At 72.9% G+C, this 22442-nt stretch carries 4 protein-coding genes and 1 pseudogene; all 5 read left to right on the top strand.

The window, feature by feature from the left end; all coding sequences use genetic code 11:
• The first annotated feature begins 44 nt into the window (after nt 1-44).
• Nucleotides 45-10760, top strand: coding sequence for a type I polyketide synthase (locus ABD269_RS23640; RefSeq protein ID WP_344120769.1), 10716 nt, complete (start codon nt 45-47; stop codon nt 10758-10760).
• A gap of 22 nt (nt 10761-10782) precedes the next feature.
• Nucleotides 10783-14157: a type I polyketide synthase gene (locus ABD269_RS23635; RefSeq protein ID WP_344120767.1), complete on the top strand. Its 3375-nt coding sequence runs from the start codon at nt 10783-10785 to the stop codon at nt 14155-14157.
• A 48-nt stretch (nt 14158-14205) separates the two neighbouring features.
• The gene (locus tag ABD269_RS23630) at nt 14206-17577 is read left to right on the top strand and encodes a type I polyketide synthase (protein ID WP_344120765.1); all 3372 of its coding nucleotides are present in this window, start codon (nt 14206-14208) and stop codon (nt 17575-17577) included.
• A 40-nt stretch (nt 17578-17617) separates the two neighbouring features.
• Nucleotides 17618-21547: pseudogene (locus ABD269_RS23625) on the top strand (type I polyketide synthase); the annotation flags it as partial.
• Nucleotides 21548-21553: 6 nt separating this feature from the next.
• A complete protein-coding gene (locus ABD269_RS23620) occupies nt 21554-22342 on the top strand; it encodes a thioesterase II family protein (protein ID WP_344120761.1) in 789 nt (262 codons plus the stop codon).
• Nucleotides 22343-22442: the final 100 nt, after the last annotated feature.

Raw genomic sequence — 22442 nt, 5'->3', positions numbered from 1 at the left:
GGCTCCCGGCCCGTCCTGAACACACTTTTGCGGAGTGACCTCACATGACCGATGACCAGAACCTGCTGAGCAAGCTGAAGTGGGTCGCGCGGGAGCTGCACCAGACCCGTCAGCAGCTCCAGAGCGCGGAGCAGCGCCACCGCGTGCCGATCGCGATCGTCGGCATGGCCTGCCGGTATCCGGGCGGCGTGAGCTCGCCGGAGGACCTGTGGCGGCTGGTGGCCGGGAGCGGCGACGCCGTCTCGGACTTCCCCGAGGACCGGGGCTGGGACACCGACTCCCTCTTCGACCCGGACCCCGACCGGCCCGGCAGGAGCGCGACCCGCAAGGGCGGCTTCCTCCACGACGCCGCGGACTTCGACCCGGGCTTCTTCGGGATCTCGCCGCGTGAGGCGCTGGCCATGGACCCGCAGCAGCGGCTGTTGCTGGAGACCTCATGGGAAGCGGTCGAGCGCGCGGGCATCGACGTCACCACGCTGAAGGGCAGCCGTACGGGCGTCTACGCGGGGGTGATGTACCACGACTACGCCGCGGGCCTGCCGTCCGTACCGGACGAGATCGAGGGGTACTACGGCACCGGCACGGCGGCCAGCGTCGTCTCCGGCCGGGTGCCGTACACCTTCGGCTTCACCGGCCCGGCCATCACCGTCGACACCGCGTGCTCCTCGTCGCTCGTCGCGCTCCACCTGGCCGTACAGGCGCTGCGCAGGGACGAATGCTCCCTCGCCCTGGCCGGCGGCGTGACGGTGATGTCCAGCCCGGTCATGTTCGCGGAGTTCAGCCGTCAGGGCGGGCTGTCGGTCGACGGCAGGTGCAAGGCGTTCGGCACCGGGGCGGACGGGACGGGCTGGTCCGAGGGCGTCGGTGTGCTGGTGCTGGAGCGGCTGTCGGACGCCCGGCGCAACGGGCACCGGGTGCTGGCGGTGGTCCGGGGCAGTGCGGTCAACCAGGACGGTGCGAGCAACGGGCTGACGGCGCCGAGCGGCCCCGCGCAGGAACGCGTCATCCGCCAGGCACTCGCCGACGCGGGCGTACCGGCCGACGGGGTCGACGCGGTGGAGGCCCACGGTACGGGCACACGGCTGGGTGATCCGATCGAGGCACAGGCGCTGCTGGCCACCTATGGCCAGGACAGGTCCGGTGAACGGCCGTTGTGGTTGGGGTCGTTGAAGTCGAACCTCGGGCACGCTCAGGCGGCGGCGGGTGTGGGTGGTGTGATCAAGATGGTGATGGCGATGCGGCACGGTGTAATGCCGCGCACGTTGCATGCGGAGGAGCCGACGCCGTTGGTGGACTGGTCGGCCGGTGCGGTCGAGTTGCTGAGTGAGGCGCGGCCGTGGCCGGAGGCGGACCGTCCCCGTCGGGCGGGTGTGTCGTCCTTCGGCATCAGCGGCACCAACGCGCACGTCATCCTCGAGAACGCCCCCGACGAGCAGGGCCCGGCCGAGGACGCCTCACCGGACGCCCCCGCGGCGGTCGGTGGGCCGGTGCCGTGGGTGGTGTCGGGTCGTACGGAAGAGGCACTGGCCGCGCAGGCCCGGCGGCTGCGGGACCACGTGGCCCGTCAAGAGCCGCTGGACGTACGGGCGGTGGGCCGTGCCCTGGTGACGACCCGGTCGGTCTTCGAGCACCGGGCGGTTGTGGTGGGTGAGGGCGAGAAGGCTCTGCTCGCCGGTCTGGACGCCATTGCCGCTGGTGAGAGCGTTGCGGGGCTGGTTCGCGGGGTGGCAGACGGTCCGGTGCGTAGCGCCGTGATGTTGACCGGGCAGGGCAGTCAGCGGGTTGGTATGGGGCGTGAGCTGTATGACACGTACCCGGTGTTTGCCGGGGCGTTGGACGAGGTCTGCGGGGAGCTGGACCGGCATCTCGAACGTCCTTTGAAGGGCGTGTTGTTCGGTGTGGATGGGGAGGTGTTGGACCGGACGGAGTTTGCTCAACCTGCGTTGTTTGCGGTTGAGGTGGCGTTGTTCCGGCTTGTGGAGAGCTGGGGTGTGCGGCCTGATTTCCTGGTGGGGCATTCGATCGGTGAGATCGTGGCGGCGCATGTGGCCGGGGTGTTCTCGCTGGAGGATGCGTGCGAGCTGGTTGCTGCGCGTGGTCGTCTGATGCAGGCGTTGCCGACCGGTGGTGTGATGATCGCGGTGCAGGCTTCGGAGGGCGAGGTTCTTCCGTACTTGACCGAGCGGGTGAGTATTGCTGCGGTCAATGGTCCGCAGTCGGTGGTGATCGCGGGTGATGAGGATGCCGCGCTTGAGGTCGTGGCGCGCTTCGAGGGCCGTAAGTCCAAGCGTCTGACGGTCAGTCATGCCTTCCATTCGCCGCACATGGACGCCATGTTGGAGGAGTTCCGTGCGGTGGCGGAGGGGCTTGAGTATCACGCTCCGAGTATGGCGCTGGTCTCCAATGTGACCGGTGCTCTGGCGGGCGTGGATGAGGTCTGCTCGGCAGAGTACTGGGTGCGGCACGTCCGGCAGCCGGTCCGTTTCATGGATGGCATTCGGTCGTTGGAGGCCGAGGGTGTGTCGGTGTTCCTGGAGCTGGGCCCGGACGGTGTGCTCTCCGCGCTCGGCCCGGACTGCCTGACAGCGGACGACGACATCACGCCCCTGTTCGCCACCGGTCTGCGAGGCGCTGACGTGCCGGAGCCGCGTGCGCTGCTGGAGGCCGTCGCCCAGGTGCACACCCGTGGGGCCGAAGTCGATTGGTCGGCGGTGCTGGGCACCGGGCCGGTCGCCCATGACTTGCCGACGTACGCCTTCCAGCGGGAGCGTTTCTGGCTGGACGTCCCGGCATGGCGTGGCGATGTGGCGGGTCTGGGCCTGGTGGCCGCCGGGCACCCGCTGTTGGGCGCGGTGGTGTCCCTGCCGGACGACCGGGGTGCGGTGTGGACCGGCCGGCTGTCCCTGGCCGAGCAGCCGTGGCTGGCCGACCACACGGTGTTCGGTTCGGCAGTGCTGCCCGGTGCGGTGTTCGTGGAGCTGGCGCTCCAGGCCGGTGAGCGGGTGGGGTGCGGACGCCTGGAGGAGCTGACGCTTCAGCAGCCCTTGGTGTTGGATGCGTCCGGCGGGGTGCGGTTGCAGGTCGCTCTGGCGGCGATGGACGAGACCGGCCGGTGCGCGGTGACCGTGCATTCCTGCCCGGACGCCGACGCCGACGCCGACACGGGTGCGCTGGGCGGTGAGGTCTGGACGCTGCACGCCATCGGGACCCTGGCGGGCGTCGACGCGCCTGCCGACAGGGGCATGGGCACCGGCCTCGGAGTGTGGCCGCCGCATGGCGCGGCGTCGATCGGGGTGAGCGATCTCTACGACCGGCTCGCCGAGCAGGGGTACGGGTACGGCCCGGTGTTCCGGGGGGTGCGGGCCGCGTGGCGGCGCGGGGGCGAGGTCTTCGCCGAGGTCGCGCTGCCGGAGCCGGCGAGCGGCGACTCGACGGGATTCGGGATTCACCCGGCGCTCCTGGATGCCGTACTCCACATGTCGATCGATCCGTCCGCCGACGAGGTGCGGCTGCCGTTCGTCTGGTCGGGCGTCGAGCTGCCCGGCGCGGGCGGGTCGGTCGTGCGGGTGCGCGTGATGACCTCGGCCGACGGCGAGGTGTCGGTGCGGGCGGTGGACGAGTCGGGTGCGCCGGTGCTTTCGGTGGACCGGCTGGTGACGCGTCCGGTGGCACGGGAGCAGTTGCGCGCCGCGGGCGACGGGCTGCGGGACGCGCTGTTCGAGGTGGAGTGGACCGCGGTCCCGGTCTCGGCGGAGGTGTCGTCCGAGTGGGGCACGTGGGGTTCGCAGGATGCCTCGGAGCTGGTGGTCTGGGCTCATGGCGGTGTCGTGGGGGAGGTCGTTCCGGCGGTCACGGCACGTGCGTTGGCCGTCGTGCAGGAGTTCCTGTCGGACGAGCGGTTCGTGGACTCGCGGTTGGTGGTGCTGACGCGGGGTGCCGTGGGTGTGGGCCCTGACGGGGGTGTCGCGGATCTTTCGGCGGCTCCGGTGTGGGGTTTGGTGCGGTCGGCGCAGGTGGAGCATCCGGGGCGGTTGCTGCTGGTCGATGTGGAGCCGGGGTTGTCCGCGGAGGCGGAGGAGGCTGCGCTGCGGACCGCGCTGGGTTCCGGGGAGCCGCAGGTGGCGGTCAGAGGTGGCCGTGCGTTCGTGCCTCGTCTGGCGCGGCTCACGGTGCCGCGCGGCGAGGAGGGGCGGACGTCCTTCGGGCCGGGTGGAACGGTGTTGGTGACTGGTGGCACGGGCGGTCTGGGCGCGTTGGTGGCCCGGCATCTGGTGTCGGCGTACGGGGTGCGGGATCTGCTGCTGGTGTCGCGCCGTGGTGGTGCGGCCGAGGGCGTGCGCCAACTGGTAGCCGCATTGGAGGAGTCGGGCGCACGGGTGCGGGTGGCGGCATGTGACGTGGGCGACCGTGATGCCCTCGCAGCACTGTTGGCCTCGATCCCGGACGACCGTCCGCTTACCGGTGTGGTCCACTGTGCGGGTGTCGTCGACGACGGTGTGATCGAGTCGCTGACCCCCGACCGGCTGGCCGGCGTCCTGCGGCCCAAGGCCGAAGCCGCCCTGCATCTCCATGAACTGACGGCGGGGCTCGACCTGTCGGCGTTCGTCCTGTTCTCGTCCTTCGCCGGAGTGGCCGGGAGCGCGGGGCAGGCGAGTTACGCCGCCGCGAACGCCTTCCTGGATGCCCTGGCGTACGAGCGCCGTGCGCGAGGTCTGTCGGCGGTCTCCGCGGCCTGGGGCCTGTGGGGGGAGGACCGCGGCATGGGCGGCCAGGTGGCCGAGGGCGACCTGGCCCGGATCAAGCGCCTGGGCGCCGTCGCGATGTCGGCCGAGGAGGGCCTCGCCCTGTTCGACGCCGTCGTGGCTCAGGACCGGGCCCTGTGCGTACCGGCGTCGCTCGACGTGGCGGGGCTGCGGCGGCGCGGCGCGGAGGACGTGTCACCCGTGCTGCGGTCGCTGGCGCGAGGCGGGGCACGCCGCGCCCCGGCCGAGAGCTCGGGCCGCGGTGCGGGGCTCGCCGCCCGGATCGCGGGTCTGGCCGAGAGCGAGCGCCGACGGGTCGTGCTGGACGTCGTGCGGGGCCACGCGGGCGAGGTCCTGGGCTACGGGCCGGGCCGGTCGGTGGGCGTGGACACGCCGTTCAAGGGGCTGGGCTTCGACTCGCTGACGGCGGTCGAACTGCGCAACCGTCTCAACGCGGCGACCGGCCTGCGGCTCCCGGCCTCCCTCGTCTTCGACCACCCCACGCCCAAGCGCATCGCCGAGTACCTGACGCGGGAGCTCGCGGACCAGGTGGAGGAACGTCCCGTCGTCGTGGCGGCCACGTCGGTCGCGTCGGACGACCCGATCGCGATCGTGGGTATGGCCTGCCGCTATCCGGGAGGCGTACGCACACCGGACGACCTGTGGCGGCTGGTCCTCGACGGCAGGGACTCCATAGGCCCGTTCCCCGACGACCGCGGCTGGAACGTGCGGGATCTCTTCGACCCGGACAAGGCGGCCGCGGGGAAGTCGTACGTGGCCGAAGGCGGTTTCCTCTACGACGCCGCGGATTTCGACCCGGGCTTCTTCGGGATCTCGCCGCGTGAGGCGCTGGCCATGGACCCGCAGCAGCGCCTGCTGCTAGAAGCCTCCTGGGAGGCGATCGAACACGCGGGGATCGACCCGAAGTCGCTCCAGGGCACCGACACCGGCGTGTTCACCGGCGTCATGTACCACGACTACGCGTCTCGGTTGCCGGACATCCCCGAGGGGCTGGAGGGCTTCCTCGGATACGGCTCCGCCGGAAGCGTGGCCTCGGGTCGGCTGTCGTACTCCCTCGGCCTGTCGGGCCCCGCGCTGACACTGGACACGGCGTGTTCGTCGTCGCTGGTGGCCATGCACCTGGCGGCGGACTCGCTGCGGCGCGGCGAGAGCTCGCTCGCCTTGGCCGGGGGTGTGACCGTGATGGCGTCGCCCGGGGCGTTCGTGGAGTTCAGCCGCCAGGGTGGTCTGTCGTCCGACGGCCGGTGCAAGGCGTTCGGCGCCGGGGCGGACGGCACGGGCTGGTCCGAGGGCGCCGGCATTCTCGTTCTGGAGCGGCTGTCGGACGCCCGCCGGAACGGCCATCAGGTGCTCGCGGTGGTCCGTGGCAGCGCGGTGAACCAGGACGGCGCGAGCAACGGGTTGACGGCGCCGAGCGGTCCCGCGCAGGAGCGGGTCATTCGCCAGGCGTTGGCCAACGCCGGGGTGGCAGCGCGGGACATCGATGCGGTGGAGGCCCACGGCACCGGTACGCAACTGGGTGATCCGATCGAGGCGCAGGCGCTGCTCGCCACCTACGGCCAGGACCGGTCCGGTGAACGGCCGTTGTGGTTGGGGTCGTTGAAGTCCAACCTTGGGCACGCGCAGGCGGCGGCGGGTGTGGGTGGTGTGATCAAGATGGTGATGGCGATGCGGCATGGGACGCTGCCGCGTACGTTGCATGCGGAGGAGCCGACGCCGTTGGTGGACTGGTCGGCCGGTGCGGTCGAGTTGCTGAGCGAGGCGCGGCCGTGGCCGGAGGCGGACCGTCCCCGTCGGGCGGGTGTGTCGTCGTTCGGCATCAGCGGCACCAACGCACACATCATCCTCGAACAGGCCCCTCAGGAGCAGGACGCGCTCCAGGAGACGGCTGGTGGTCTGGTGCCGTGGCTCCTCTCTGGCCGTACGGAGGCGGCCCTGCGCGCTCAGGCGCGGCGGCTGCGTGAACACTCCGCCGGGCAGGAGTCGCTGGACATGCGGGCGGTGGGCCGTGCCTTGGCGGCGACTCGGTCGGTCTTCGAGCACCGGGCGGTTGTGGTGGGTGAGGGCGAGGAGGCTCTGCTCGCCGGTCTGGAGGCCCTTGCCGCTGGTGAGAGCGTTGCGGGGCTGGTGCGTGGGGTGGCTGACGGTCCGGTGCGTAGTGCCGTGATGTTTACGGGGCAGGGCAGTCAGCGGGTCGGTATGGGCCGTGAGTTGTACGAGGCCTTCCCGGTGTTTGCCGGGGCGTTGGATGAGGTCTGTGTCGAGCTGGATCGGCATCTCGAACGTCCTTTGAAGGGCGTGTTGTTCGGTGTGGATGGGGAGGTGTTGGACCGGACGGAGTTTGCTCAGCCCGCGTTGTTTGCGGTTGAGGTGGCGTTGTTCCGGCTTGTGGAGAGCTGGGGTGTGCGGCCTGATTTTGTGGTGGGGCATTCGATCGGTGAGATCGTGGCGGCGCATGTGGCCGGGGTGTTCTCGCTGGAGGATGCGTGCCGGCTGGTTGCTGCGCGTGGTCGTCTGATGCAGGCGTTGCCGACCGGTGGTGTGATGATCGCGGTGCAGGCGTCGGAGGGCGAGGTTCTTCCGCACTTGACCGAGCGGGTGAGCGTTGCTGCGGTCAATGGTCCTCAGTCGGTGGTGATCGCGGGTGACGAGGATGCCGCGCTTGAGATCGTGGCGCGCTTCGAGGGTCGTAAGTCCAAGCGTCTGACGGTCAGTCATGCCTTCCACTCGCCCCACATGGACGCCATGTTGGAGGAGTTCCGTTCCGTGGCGGAGGGGCTTGAGTATCACGCTCCGGGTGTCGCGCTGGTCTCCAATGTGACCGGTGCTCTGGCGGGCGTGGATGAGGTCTGCTCGGCGGAGTACTGGGTGCGGCACGTCCGGCAGTCGGTCCGCTTCATGGACGGGATGCGGTCGTTGGAGGCCGAGGGTGTGTCAGTGTTCCTGGAGCTGGGCCCCGACGGTGTGCTCTCGGCACTCGGCCCGGACTGCCTGACAGCGGACGACGACATCACGCCCCTGTTCGCCACCGGTCTGCGAGGCGCTGACGTGCCGGAGCCGCGTGCGCTGTTGGAGGCCGTTGCCCAGGTGCACACCCGTGGGGTCGAGGTCGACTGGCCGGCGGTGCTGGGCGCCGGGCCTGTCGCCCGCGACCTTCCCACTTACGCGTTCCAGCGCGAGCGCTTCTGGCTGGACGTCCCGACGAGTCCCGGCGATGCCGCGGGTCTGGGCCTGGTGGCCGCCGGTCACCCGCTGCTTGGCGCGACGGTGTCCCTGCCCGACGGCCGCGGCACGCTGTGGACCGGTCGGCTGTCCCTGGCCGAGCAGCCTTGGCTGGCCGACCACACGATGTTCGGCCGGGTCGTCCTGCCCGGCTCCGCACTCGTCGAACTCGCCCTCCAGGCGGGCGATCATGCGCGGTGCCCCTACCTCGAGGGGCTGACCTATCACCGACCGCTGGTGCTGCCCGTCGAGGTCGGCGCCGCCGTGTCGATCCAGGTGCTGGTGGCGGCAGCGGACGAGGACGGCCGCAGCGTGGTGGAGGTGTTCGCGCGGCCCGGCGACGCGGCGGACGACGCGGACTGGACGCTGCACGCGTCCGGTGCGCTGATGCGCAACGGGAGCGCGGCGAACGCCGAGGACCCCTTCGCGGGCGTACGGCAGGACGCGTGGCCGCCCGCGGGCGCGTCCGCGCTGCCGGTCGAGGAGCTGTACGAGCGGACGGCACGGTCCGACATCGGTCTCGGCCCGGCGTTCCAGGGGATACAGGCCGCCTGGCGGCGCGGTGAGGAGACGTTCGCCGAGGTGGCGCTGCCGGAGCCGGCGAGCGACGAGGCGGCCGCGTACGGCATCCACCCGGCCCTGTTGGACGCGGTCTCGCGCGTGGCTCTTCAGGGCGGCACCGAGGACGCCGACGGGGCGCGGTTGCCGTCGGACTGGTCGGGGGTCGGACTCTCCGGCGCGGGCGCGGGCGCGTCGGTCGTGCGGGTCCGTGTGGCCCCGTCGGCCGACGGCGAGGTGTCCGTACGGGCCGTGGACGCCTCGGGCGCGCTGGTGCTGTCGATCGACCGGCTGACGGCCCGTCCGGTGACACAGGAGGAACTGCGGTCCTCCGGCGACGCGATGCGCGACGCGCTCTTCGACGTCGACTGGACCGCTGTCCCGGTCTCCGCGGAGCCTCCGTCCCGGTGGAGCGTATGGGGTGCGGCGGACGACTCCGGTCTGATGGTGTGGGCCCACAGCGGCGACGCGGCCGAGGACATGGCAACGGTGACGGCCCGGGCACTGCGGACCGTGCAGGAGTTCCTGTCGGACGAGCGGTTCGTGGACTCGCGGTTGGTGGTGCTGACGCGGGGTGCCGTGGGTGTGGGCCCTGACGGGGGTGTCGCGGATCTTTCGGCGGCTCCGGTGTGGGGTTTGGTGCGGTCGGCGCAGGTGGAGCATCCGGGGCGGTTGCTGCTGGTCGATGTGGAGCCGGGGCTTTCTGCGGAGGTGGAGGAGGCTGCGCTGCGGACCGCGTTGGGCTCAGGGGAGCCGCAGGTGGCGGTCAGAGGTGGCCGTGCGCTGGTGCCGCGTCTGAAGCGAGTGGCAGCGTTCCCGGAGCACAAGGCCGAGGCGTCCTTCGGCGACCGGGGGACGGTCCTCGTGACCGGTGGCACGGGTGGTCTGGGTGCGTTGGTGGCCCGGCATCTGGTGTCGGCGTACGGGGTGCGGGATCTGCTGCTGGTGTCGCGCCGTGGTGGTGCGGCCGAGGGCGTGGATCAACTGGTGGCCGAGCTACAGGAGTCGGGTGCCCGGGTGCGGGTGGAAGCATGTGATGTGGGTGATCGTGATGCTCTCGCGTCCCTGCTCTCCTCGATCCCGGAGGACCGTCCGCTCGCCGGTGTGGTCCACTGCGCGGGTGTCGTCGCGGACGGTGTGATCGAGTCGCTGGACGCGGAGCGGCTGGCCGGTGTGTTCCGCCCCAAGGCGGACGCCGCGCTCCATCTGCACGAGCTGACGGCCGGACTCGACCTCTCGGCGTTCGTCCTGTTCTCCTCGGTGGCCGGGGTGTTCGGGGCGGCCGGCCGGGCGAACTACTCCGCCGCCAACGCCTTCCTGGACGCCCTCGCGCACGAACGCCGTGCCCAGGGCCTGCCCGCGGTCTCCGCGGCCTGGGGCCTGTGGGAGGAGGACCGCGGCATGGGCGGCCAGGTGACCGAGGCCGACCTGGCCCGGATCAGGCGCGAGGGCGCCGTCGCGATGTCGGCCGAGGAGGGCCTCGCCCTGTTCGACGCGGTCCTGGCCCACGACCGGGCCCTGTGCGTACCGGCTCGCCTGGACCTGGCGGCCCTGGGCGGCGCCGACGCTCCGCCGCCGCCCGTGCTGCGCCGGCTCGTACGGCCCGCGCGCAGGCGGTCGGACGCGGCCGTCCGGCAGGAGCACTCGCCGGAGAACGCGGCCGAGAAGCTCACGCGGCGCCTGGCCGGGCTGTCGGACGCCGAGCAGGTGCGTAGCCTGCTCGGCCTGATACGCGGTCATGTGGCCACCATGCTCGGCCACTCCGACCCGGAGGCGGTCTCCCCGGACCGTGGCTTCCTGGAGTCCGGTTTCAGCTCGGTGGCCGTGGTCGAACTGCGCAACCGCCTCAGCCAGGCCACCGGCCTGCGGTTCTCGGCGGCGACGCTGTTCGACCACCCCACCCCCCGGGCCGTGGCGCGATACGTCCAGGAAAGGCTCGCCGTCACGGCTCCCGCCGATGCCGACTCCGACGCCGCCGTGGAGTTCCGCGCCGCCCTCTCCGCCCTTCCGCTCCACCGCCTCAAGGAAGTCGGCGTCCTGGACGCCCTGTTGAGGCTCACCGGATTCGACAGCGCACTCGGCGGCTCCGGCTCCGATGCCGTCGAGGACGGACAGGCCGCCCTCGACGGCGCCGAACCGCCCGCCGTGACGCCAGAGTCCATCGACGCCATGGATCTGGAAAGTCTCCTGCACATGGCCACCAACACCGACGCCTGAACAACCCCTCGGGAGTTTGCTGATGGACACCACCGACAAGCGAGTCGTAGAGGCGCTGCGCGCGTCGATCAAGGAAACCGAGCGGCTGAAGCAGCAGCACCAGCAGCTCGTGGAGTCGCTGAACGAACCGATCGCCATCGTCGGCATGGCCTGCCGCCTCCCCGGCGGGATCCTCTCCCCGGAGGACCTGTGGCGGTTCCTCCTCGCCGAAGGCGACGCGATCGGCGGGTTCCCCGACGACCGCGGCTGGGATTTGGAGGCGCTCTACGACCCCGAGCAGCTGCGCCAGGGCACCCTGTACGTGAACGAGGGGGGTTTCGTCGAGGGCGCGGCCGAGTTCGACCCCGCCTTCTTCGGGATCTCGCCGCGTGAGGCGCTGGCGATGGACCCGCAGCAGCGGCTGCTGCTGGAGACCGGCTGGGAGACCTTCGAGCGGGCCGGTATCGACCCGGCCGTGCTGCGGGGCACTGATGTCGGTGTCTTCTCCGGTACCAACATCCAGGACTACTCCTCGCTGCTTCTCAACTCCTCCGGCGCCCACGAGGGGCACGTCGGGACGGGCAACGCGGCCGCCGTGCTGTCCGGCCGCCTCGCCTACACCTTCGGCTTCGAGGGCCCGGCCGTGACCGTCGACACGGCGTGCTCGTCCTCGCTGGTCACGCTGCACCTGGCCGCGCAGTCCCTGCGGCAGCGGGAGTGCTCGCTGGCGCTGGCGGGCGGGGTGACGGTGATGTCCACGCCGATGGGGTTCGTCGAGTACACCAGCCAGCGGGTGCTGGCCAAGGACGGGCGCTGCAAGTCGTTCGCGGCCTCCGCCGACGGCACCGGTTTCTCGGAGGGCGCCGGCATGCTCCTGCTGGAGCGGCTGTCGGACGCCCGCCGCCACGGCCACCCCGTCCTGGGCCTGGTCCGCGGGTCCGCCGTCAACCAGGACGGTGCCAGCAGCAGCCTGACCGCGCCCAACGGCCGGGCCCAGCAGCGGGTGATCCTGCAGGCGCTGGCCAACGCCCGGGTCCCGTCGGACCAGGTCGACGTGCTGGAGGCGCACGGCACCGGCACCGAACTCGGGGACCCGATCGAGGCGGAGGCGCTGCTCGCCACCTACGGCAGGGACCGTACGCCCGAACAGCCGCTGTGGCTGGGATCGGTGAAGTCCAACATCGGCCACACCCAGGCGGCGGCCGGCCTCGCCGGAGTCATCAAGATGGTCCTGGCGATGCGGCACGGCCTCGTACCCAGGACGCTGCACGTCGACAGCCCCACGCCGCACGTGGACTGGGAGGCCGGCACGGTGCGGCTGGCCGCCGAGCCCGTCGCGTGGCCCGAGCACGGCCGGCCGCGCCGCGCCGGGGTCTCGTCGTTCGGGATCAGTGGCACCAACGCCCACGTCATCCTCGAACAGGCCCCCCAGGAACCCGAACCGAGGCCGACGGCGCAGACGACGGAGCCGACCGGCCCCCTCCTGTGGACCGTCTCCGGGCGCAGCGACCAGGCACTGCGCGACCAGGCGGCCCGGCTCGCCGCCCATGTGCGCGACAACCCGGAGCTGCCGGCCGCCGACCTGGCCGTGTCCCTCGCGGGCCGTACCGCGTTCGAGCACCGCGCCGTCGTGGTGGGCACGGACCGCGCCGACCTCGAAGCAGGGCTCGACGCTCTGGTGGCCGGCGGCGAGGACACCCGCCTGGTACGGGCGGCGGGCACCGTGTCGGGCAAGACCGTGTTCGTCTTCCCCGGGCAGGGCTCGCACTGGCCGGACATGGCCGGGCGGCTGCTGGAGACGTCGGCGGAGTTCCGCGAGCAGATCGAGGAGTGCGACGAGGCGCTCGCCCCGTACGTGGACTGGTCGTTGACGGACGTCCTCCGTCAGGTGCCGGGGGCGCCGTCCCTGGACCGCCTGGACGTGGTGCAGCCCGTGCTGTTCGCCGTGATGGTGGCGCTCGCCGAGGTGTGGCGGGCGCACGGCGTCGAGCCCGACGCCGTCATCGGCCACTCGCAGGGCGAGATCGCCGCCGCGTACGTCGCGGGCGCCCTGACGCTGAAGGACGCGGCGCGGATCGTCACCCTGCGCAGCGACCTGCTGCACCGGCTGACGGGGAAGGGCGCCATGGCGTCGTTCCTGCTGTCCGCCGAGGAGGTGGCGCGGCGCATCGAGCCGTACGGCGACCGGCTGTCGATCGCCGCGGTGAACGGCCCCACGTCGGTCGTGGTGTCCGGGGAGCCGGAGGCCGTCGACGAACTGGTGGCGCTGGCCATGGCGGAGCGGATCCGGGCGCGGAAGGTGCCCGCCGCGACCGCGGCCGGGCACTCGGTCCAGGTCGAGCCGGCGCGCGAGGAGTTCATCGGTGAGCTGTCGTCGGTCGCGCCGCGCCAGGGCGACGTGCCCTTCTACTCGACGGTCGCCGGTGAAGTGGTCGACACCACCGCGCTGGACGCCGGGTACTGGTACCGGAACCTGCGCGAGCCGGTCCTCCTCGAAGGGGCCGTGCGCAGGCTGCTGGAGGACGAGCACCGCTTCTTCGTCGAGATCAGCCCGCACCCCGTGCTGACCGTGCCGCTCCAGGAGACCTTCGCGCAGGCGGGCGCGCCGGCCACGGCGGTGGGCACACTGCGCCGGGACGAGGGCGGGGAGGAGCGGTTCCTCACCTCGGTCGCAGAGGCGTACGTGCGGGGGCTCCCGCTCGACCTGGCCCGCATGCCGCACCTGTCCGGCGCCCGCCGCGCGGACCTGCCGACGTACGCCTTCCAGCGCAGGCGGTTCTGGCCGGACGTGCGGCTCGTCCCGGCGCCGTCACCGATGACGGCCACTGCCCCGGACGCCGTCGGCAACGGTCCGGACGAGGAGGCCACCGGTGCCACCGGACACATGCTGAGGCGCCTGGCCGGGCTGCCCCGGGAGGAGCACGACGCCGTCCTGGTGGACCTGGTGTGCGAGCAGGCCGCCGCCGTGCTCGGCCACGACTCGGCCGAGGAGATGGAGATGGCGCGGCCGTTCCAGGATCTCGGCTTCGACTCGCTCACGGCCGTCGAACTGCGCAACCGGCTCGGCGCCGCGCTCGACCTCGCCCTCCCCGTCAGCCTCGTCTTCGACCACCCCACACCCCAGGAACTGGTCGACCACCTGGCATCGGCCGTGGCGGACACCCTGTCCGATGTCGCCGCCGCCGAGCGTTCCGAGGCGCTGACCCACCTCGACAAGCTGGAGGCCGCGCTGGCCGGGCTGAGCGCGGGCCCCGAGGAGAACGAGGAGATCAGCAGGCGACTGCAGCGCGTCCTCACCGACTGGACGGAATCCCGGTCCGCCGCGGAAAGCGCCGAAGACGCCGCGAGCGACGAATTCCAAGTGGCCACGGACGAGGAGATGTTCGACATCATCGGCAAGAAATTCGGAATTTCGTAGACCGGTCACCGGAACACAGTCAGAAGAGTCAGGTGTGAGGGGGCCGAAATGGCTGACGAAGAAAAGCTCCGCTATTACTTGAAGCGGGTGTCCGCCGAACTCGAAGCGACCCAGGAGCGGCTGCGCGAGACGGAGGAGCGGCGCACGGAACCCATCGCCATCGTCGGGATGGCGTGCCGGTTCCCGGGCGGCGCCGACACCCCGGAGCGGCTGTGGGAACTGCTGGCGGCCGGCGAGGACGCGATCGGGGAGTTCCCGGAGGACCGCGGATGGGGCACCGGGCCCACGGACGGCGCGGATCAGGAACCGGCGGACGGCCCGTACGCCCGGACGGGCGGATTCCTGCACGGCGCCGCCGAGTTCGACCCGGGCTTCTTCGGGATCTCGCCGCTCGAGGCGCTGGCGATGGACCCGCAGCAGCGGCTGCTGCTGGAGACCTCGTGGGAGGCGATCGAACGGGCGGGCATCGATCCGGCCGCTCTCAAGGGCACCGACACCGGGGCCTTCCTGAGCACCAGCTACCAGGAGTACCTGGCCCGGCTGCAGCAGACCGGCGCGGTCGTCGAGGGATTCCTGCTGTCCGGGAGCAGCGTGAGCGTGGCCTCCGGCCGGGTCGCCTACGTGCTGGGCCTGTCGGGCCCCGCGCTGACACTGGACACGGCGTGCTCGTCCTCGCTGGTGGCGATGCACCTGGCGGCGGACTCGCTGCGGCGCGGCGAGAGCTCCCTCGCCCTGGCCGGCGCCGCGACGGTCATGGCCACCGAGGTCATGTTCGAGGAGTTCAGCCGCCAGGGCGGGCTCTCGTCCGACGGCCGGTGCAAGGCGTTCGGCGCCGGGGCGGACGGCACGGGCTGGTCCGAGGGAGCCGGTGTGCTCGTCCTGGAGCGGCTGTCGGACGCCCGCCGGAACGGCCACCAGGTGCTCGCCGTCATCCGCGGCAGCGCGGTCAACCAGGACGGCGCGAGCAACGGGCTGACGGCGCCGAGCGGCCCCGCGCAGGAGCGCGTCATTCGCCGGGCGCTGGCCGACGCGGGCATCTCGGCGCCCGACGTGGACGCGGTCGAGGCGCACGGTACGGGCACCCGGCTGGGCGACCCCATCGAGGCGCATGCCCTCCTGGCCACGTACGGCCAGGACCGGCCCGCCGACCGGCCGTTGTGGCTGGGCTCGCTGAAGTCGAATCTCGGGCACACCCAGACGGCCGCGGGCGTCGGCGGTGTGATCAAGATGGTGATGGCCATGCGCCACGGCGTACTGCCGCGCACCCTGCACGCGGACGAGCCGACGCCGCTGGTGGACTGGTCGGCCGGCGCCGTCGAGCTGCTGAACGAGGCACGGCCCTGGCCGGAGACCGACCGACCGCGCCGCGCGGGGGTGTCGTCGTTCGGCATCAGCGGCACCAACGCACACATCATCCTCGAACAGGCCCCCCAGGAGCCGGATCCGCACCAGGAGACGGTTGCCGGTGGTCTGGTGCCGTGGCTGGTGTCGGGTCGCACGGAGGCGGCCCTGCGCGCTCAGGCGCGGCGGCTGCGCGAACACGCCGCCGGGCAGGACCCGTTGGACGCGCGCGCGATCGGCCGCGCCCTTACGACGACCCGGTCGGCCTTCGAGCACCGGGCCGTGGTCCTCGCCGACCACCCCGACGCCTTCCTCGCCGGCCTCGACGCGCTGGCCGACGGGCAGCGGCCGGACCACGTGGTCACCGGCGTCGCGCCGGGGAGGCCGGCCAAGGGGAAGACGGCGTTCCTGTTCACCGGGCAGGGCAGCCAGCGGGCGGGCATGGGACGCGACCTGCACGCCGCGTTCCCGGTCTTCGCCGAGGCCCTGGAGGAGGCCGCGGCACACCTGGACGCGCACCTCGACGAGCCGCTGCTGCGGGTGATGTTCGCGCCCGGCGGCGACCCACTCGCCGGGCTGCTGGACCGCACGGACTACGCCCAGCCGGCCATCTTCGCCTACGAGGTGGCGATGTGCCGCCTGCTGGCGAGCTGGGGCGTGCGCCCCGACATCCTGGCCGGCCACTCGCTCGGCGAACTGTCCGCGGCCTGCGTGGCCGGCGTGCTGGAACTGCCGCAGGCGGCCGCCCTCGTCGCCGCGCGCGGACGGCTCATGCACGCCCTGCCCGCCCGCGGCGCGATGGTCGCCGTGCAGGCGACCGAGGAGGAGATCCGCGCGAGCCTCACGGACCGGGAAGCGGGCCGGGAGGGCGCGGTGGACATCGCCGCGCTGAACGGCCCCACATCGGTCGTCCTCTCGGGCGACGAGGACGCGGTCACCGAACTCGCCGCCCACTGGGCAGTGCGGGGCCGCAAGACCAACCGGTTGAAGGTGAGCCACGCCTTCCACTCCCCGCACATGGACGCCATGACCGAGGAGTTCGGCCGCGTCGCCGCGGCCCTGTCGTACGGGCCCCCGCGGATCCCGGTCGTCTCGGACGTCACCGGCGAACTCCTCGACGCGCGCCAGGCCCAGGACCCCGCGTACTGGGTGGACCACATCCGCCGCGCGGTGCGCTTCCACGACCAGACGGCCCGGCTGCAGCGATACGGGGCCGGCGCCTTCGTCGAGGTCGGCCCCGACACCGTGCTCGGCCCGGCGGCCCAGGGCTGCCTGACGACCGGACCCGGCAGGGCCGCGCCCGTGCTGGTGTCCGTCGCGCACGCCGACCGTGCCGAGGTGCCCGCGCTGCTCACCGCGCTGGCCACGCTGCACACCCGCGGCGTGGGCGTCGACTGGAGGGCGTGGTTCGGCGACGGGCCGCGCCCGGGCGACCTGCCCACCTACGCGTTCCAGAAGCAGCACTACTGGCCGTCGGGCCCCACGGGATGGCAGACCGCTCCGGCCCGCTCCGCTCCCGTACCGCCCCGGGCGGACGCGGACGAGGACAGCCGGACCGAGTACGCCGCTGCGCTGCGGGCGCTGCCCCCCGGCGAGCGGTACGACGCGCTGCTGCGGATGGTGCGCGGCGCTGCGGCCGCCGTCATGGGGCACGACACGCCGGAGGCGGTGGAGCCGGAACGGGGCTTCCTCGACCACGGCTTCGACTCGGTGATGGCCGTGAAGCTGCGCGACCGCCTGGTGGCGGAGACGGGGCGGGAGCTGCCGACGACCCTGCTGTTCGACCACCCCACGCCCGCCGCTGTCGCCGACCACCTGCTGACCGCGTCGGCCGGGGCCGACGCACCGCCGCCGCTGTCCCTGTCGGACCAGCTCGACCGGCTCGAGGCCGACCTCGCGCTGCTGCCCGCCGACGACCGGCAGCGCGCCCGGATCACCGAGCGGCTCAAGGGCCTGCTCGCGGTCCACGCGCCGGACCGGAGCACCGGGAGCGACCGCGCCGAGGACCACGACGGGCTGGACACGGCGACCGACGACGAGATGTTCGAGCTGATCGAGAAGGAACTCCGCCGTGGATGAGAACAACGAGGCCAAACTCCGCGAGTATCTGCGGCTGGTCACGGCCGACCTCCGGCGCACCCGCCGGCAGCTGGAGGAGGTCGAGGACGCCGCCCGCGAGCCGGTGGCGATCGTGGGCATGGCCTGCCGCTTCCCCGGGGACGTCACCTCGCCGGACGACCTGTGGGACCTGGTGGCCGAGGGCCGGGACGCCATCACCGAGTTCCCCGCGGACCGGGGCTGGGACGTGGAAGCCGTCTACGACCCCGAGCCGGGCACCCCGGGGAAGACGTACTCGCGCCACGGCGGATTCCTGAAGGACGCCGCCGGATTCGACGCGGCCTTCTTCGGTATCACGCCGCGCGAGGCGCTGGCCATGGACCCGCAGCAGCGCATGATCATGGAGGTGTCCTGGGAGGCGTTCGAGCACGCGGGCCTCGACGCGACCACCCTGCGGGGCGAGGAAGTCGGGGTCTTCGTCGGCTCCAACAGCAACGACTACCTGATCAACGTGCTCGACGCGCGGGACGTCGCCGAGGGCTTCATCGGGACCGGCAACTCCGCCAGCATCCTCTCCGGCCGGGTCGCCTACACCTTCGGCTTCGAGGGGCCTGCCGTGTCGGTCGACACCGCGTGCTCCTCCTCGCTGGTCGCGCTGCACTTGGCCGCGCAGTCCCTGCGCCAGGGCGAGTGCTCCCTGGCACTGGCCGGCGGCGCGACGGTGATGGCCACGCCGACCGGCTTCATCGAGTTCAGCCGCCAGCGGGGCCTGGCACCCGACGGCCGCTGCAAGTCCTTCTCGGCGACCGCCGACGGCACCACCTGGTCCGAGGGCGCGGCCGTGCTGCTGCTGGCCCGGCTCTCGGACGCCCGGCGCCTGGGGTACCCGGTGCACGCGGTCATCCGCGGCAGCGCCGTCAACCAGGACGGCGCGAGCGCGGGGCTGACCGCGCCCAACGGCCCGGCGCAGCAACGCGTGATCCGGCAGGCGCTGGCCAACGCGCGGCTGACGGCGGACAGCGTCGACGCGGTGGAGGCGCACGGCACCGGCACCCCGCTGGGCGACCCGATCGAGGCCCAGGCTCTGCTGGCCACCTACGGGCGGGCCCGCGGGGCGGACCGGCCGCTGTGGCTGGGGTCGCTGAAGTCGAACCTGGGCCACACCCAGTCCGCCGCCGGGGCGGGCGGTGTCATCAAGATGGTGATGGCCATGCGGCACGGGGTCCTGCCCCGCACGCTGCACCTGACGGAGCCCACCCCCCGCGTCGACTGGTCCGCCGCCGACGTGCGGCTGCTGACCGAGGCCCAGGCGTGGCCGGACACCGGCGAGCCGCGCCGCGCGGCCGTCTCGTCCTTCGGCGTCAGCGGCACCAACGCCCACGTGATCCTGGAAGGCCCGCCCGCCCAGGAGGCGCCGGACGCCGGCTCGCCGCCGCCGTCGGGCCCCCTGCCGTGGGTCGTCTCCGGCCGCAGCGAGGAGGCCGTGCGCGCGCAGGCCGCGCGCCTGGTGACCCACCTGACGGCGCGTCCGCACCTGGCACCGGCCGAGGTGGCCGCCTCCCTGGCCACCACGCGGGCGGCCTTCGAGCACCGGGCCGCCGTCGTCGGCCGGGGGCGCGAGGAGCTGCTGGCCGGTCTGTCGGCCCTGGCGTCCGGCGCCCGCGCGCCGGGCGTGGTCACCGGCCGCACCTCGCCGTCTGGCGGCAGGACGGCGTTCCTGTTCACCGGCCAGGGCAGCCAGCGGCCCGGGATGGGCCGCGAACTGGCCGCGTACAGCCCCGTGTTCGCCGACGCGCTGGAGGAGGTGTGCACCCACCTCGACCGGCACCTCGACCGCCCGCTGCGCGAGGTGCTGTTCGCCGCGGACGGCACCCCCGAGGCCGCCCTGCTCGACACGACGGCCTACACCCAGCCCGCGCTGTTCGCCGTCGAGGTCGCGCTGCTGCGGCTGCTGGAGGACTGGGGGCTGCGGCCCGACCTGATGGCCGGCCACTCCGTCGGCGAGCTCACCGCCGCGTACGCGGCCGGGGTCTGGTCGCTCGCCGACGCCTGCGCCCTGGTGGCGGCCCGCGGCCGGCTGATCCAGGAACTCCCCGCGGGCGGCGCCATGTTCGCCCTCCAGGCGACCGAGGACGAGGTGCGCGCCCAGCTCGCCGACGGCCCGGCCGGGCTGGACATCGCGGCCGTCAACGAGCCCGACGCCGTGGTGGTGTCCGGGGACGAGGCGGCCGCCTCGGAGCTGGCGCGCGGCTGGGCCGCGCGCGGCCGCGAGACCAAGCGGCTGAAGGTCAGCCACGCCTTCCACTCCGCCCACATGGACGGGATGACCGCCGCGTTCGCGGAGGTCGCGCGCGGGGTGTCCTACCGGGCGCCCTCCGTCCCCGTGGTCTCCACGCTCACCGGGGCGCCCGTCGCCGACGAGCTCTGTCGCCCGGAGTACTGGGTGCGCCACGTCCGGGGGACGGTGCGCTTCCACGACGCCGTCCGCGCGCTGCGCGACCGCGGGGCCACCGCGTTCCTCGAGGTGGGACCCGGAGGAGTGCTCACAGCCGCGGGCCGGGGGTGCCTGCCCGACGCCGCCCCCGAGACGTTCGTGCCCGTACTGCGGCGGCGCATGCCCGAGCCGGAAGCCGTGCTGACGGCCGTCGCCCAGGCCCACACCGTCGGCGTGTCACCGGAGTGGGACCGCCTGCTGCCCAAGGCCCGCACGCGCGTCGAGCTGCCCACGTACGCCTTCCAGCGCCGGCACTACTGGCTCGCGGGCATGGCAGGGGCGGGGACCGCACGGACGGCGCTGTCGCCCGCCCCCGGGGCTGTCCCCTCCGAGAGCGCCCCCGGGACGCCGCCGCTGGCGCGGCGGCTGGCCGAGGCGACCGAGGAGGAGCGCGGCAGCCTGCTGCTGACGGTGGTGCGCGAGCAGTCGGCCACCGTGATGGGCGGCGTCGACCCGGCGCAGGTCGAGCCCGACCGCCCGTTCCTGGAGCTCGGCTTCGACTCCCTCATGGGGGTCGAACTGCGCACCGCGCTCGCCGCCGACTGCGCGCTGACCCTGCCGCCCGGCCTGATCTTCGACCACCCGACGCCCGCCGCGCTCGCCGCGTTCCTCGGCGAACAGCTCGCCGCGGCGGGCTCCGGCACCCCCTCGGCCGCGGCACCCTCGCCGTACTCCCTGGAAGCGCTCTACCGCAACGCCAACACCCTCGACCGGCCCGAGGACGCGCTGGAGCTCACCAAGGTCGCCTCCCGGCTGCGCCCGGTCTTCCACAGTGCCGCCGAGGCGGGACAGCGCCCCGTCACGGTGGAGCTGGCACCGGCCACCGGCCGGGCGGGGCTCATCTGCTGCCCGGCGCCCGTGCCGCTGTACGGGGCGCAGCAGTACTCCCGGCTCGCCGCGGCCTTCCGCGGCACGCGGGGTGTCTCGGCCCTGCTCGCCCCCGGCTTCTCCCCGGGCGAACTGCTGCCGGCCGACTTCGAGGTGATGCTGGACTTCCTCGCCGAGGGGATCCGCGAGCAGACCGACGGCGCGCCGTACGCCCTCCTCGGCCACTCCTCCGGGGGCTGGTTCGCGTACAGCCTGGCGGCCCGCCTGGCACGCACCGGGCCGCGCCCGGACGCCGTGGTGCTGCTGGACACCTACCTGCTGGACGACCCGGCCCTGCACCGCATGCAACGCGAGCTCGCCCAGGGCGTCCTGGACCGCGAGGAGGACTTCGGGGCGATGACGGACGTACGGCTGACCGCCATGGGCAAGTACTTCGGGTTCTTCACCGACTGGGTGCCCGAGGAGGCGGGCGTGCCGACCCTGCTGCTGCGGGCGTCCGAGCCGCTGGGACAGCTCGTCGAGGGTCAGGAGTGGCGCGCCGACTGGAAGTTCGACAGCACTGTCCTCGACACGGAAGGCGACCACTTCGCCATGGTGCACGACTACGCGCCGCGGACCGCCCAGGCCGTGAACACCTGGCTGTCGGGCCTCGCCGGCGGCAGGGGCTGACCGGCGATGAGCACACACACCGCGAAAGCCCCACTGCCCGGCCGTTCATGGATACGCCGGTTCCACCCGGCTCCCGGGGCACCGGTGCGGTTGCTGTGCCTGCCGCACGCCGGGGGCTCCGCCAGCGCCTACTTCGCACTGTCCAAGGAACTGGCGCCGCAGGTCGAGGTGCTGGCCGTCCAGTACCCCGGCCGGCAGGACCGGCGCGAGGAGCCGCTGCTGGATACCGTCGAGGCGCTGCGCGACGGGGTCGCGGAGGCGCTGACGCCGTGGCTGGACCGGCCGGTCGCCGTATTCGGCCACAGCATGGGGGCGTTGCTCGGCTACGAGCTCGCGCGGCTGCTCAGCCGGGACGCGAGCGTGCCGCTCACCCATCTCTTCGTCTCCGGGCGCGGGGATCCGGCGCGGAAGGTGGACATGCCGCTGGACGAACTGGACGACCGGGCGATGCTCACGGCCCTGGACGACCTCGGCGGCACGGACACCCGATTCCTGGGCGACGAGGACGTGTTGCGGCTGGTCGCGCCGGCCATCCGCAGCGACTACCGCGCGGTCCGCACCTACCGCCACACGCCGGGCCCGCGCCTGACGTGCCCCGTGACCGCACTGGTGGGCGACACCGATGCCATGGCCCCGGTCGAGGAGGTCGACAAGTGGCGTGCGTACACGTCGGCGGATTTCCGCCTGAACGTATTCCACGGAGGGCACTTCTATTTGGCCGAGCAGTTCCGAAAAGTGGCCGAACTCGCGTACGATAGGCTCAGTTGCTCGCTCTCCGCGCAAGCGCTCGGCTGACGGATCCGACTGTTCTCTCCGTCCTGCCCGCCGTGTTCCTCGATTCACAGTGAAACGGCCGCGCGGCTTTTCTTCCGAAGTTCTCCAGATCCGGCACGAG

Origin of the sequence: Streptomyces blastmyceticus, from assembly GCF_039521185.1 — a bacterium.
Classification (GTDB): Bacteria; Actinomycetota; Actinomycetes; order Streptomycetales; family Streptomycetaceae; genus Streptomyces; species Streptomyces blastmyceticus.
Note: the sequence above shows the minus strand (reverse complement) of the source record. Positions and strands in the feature narration are given on the sequence as shown.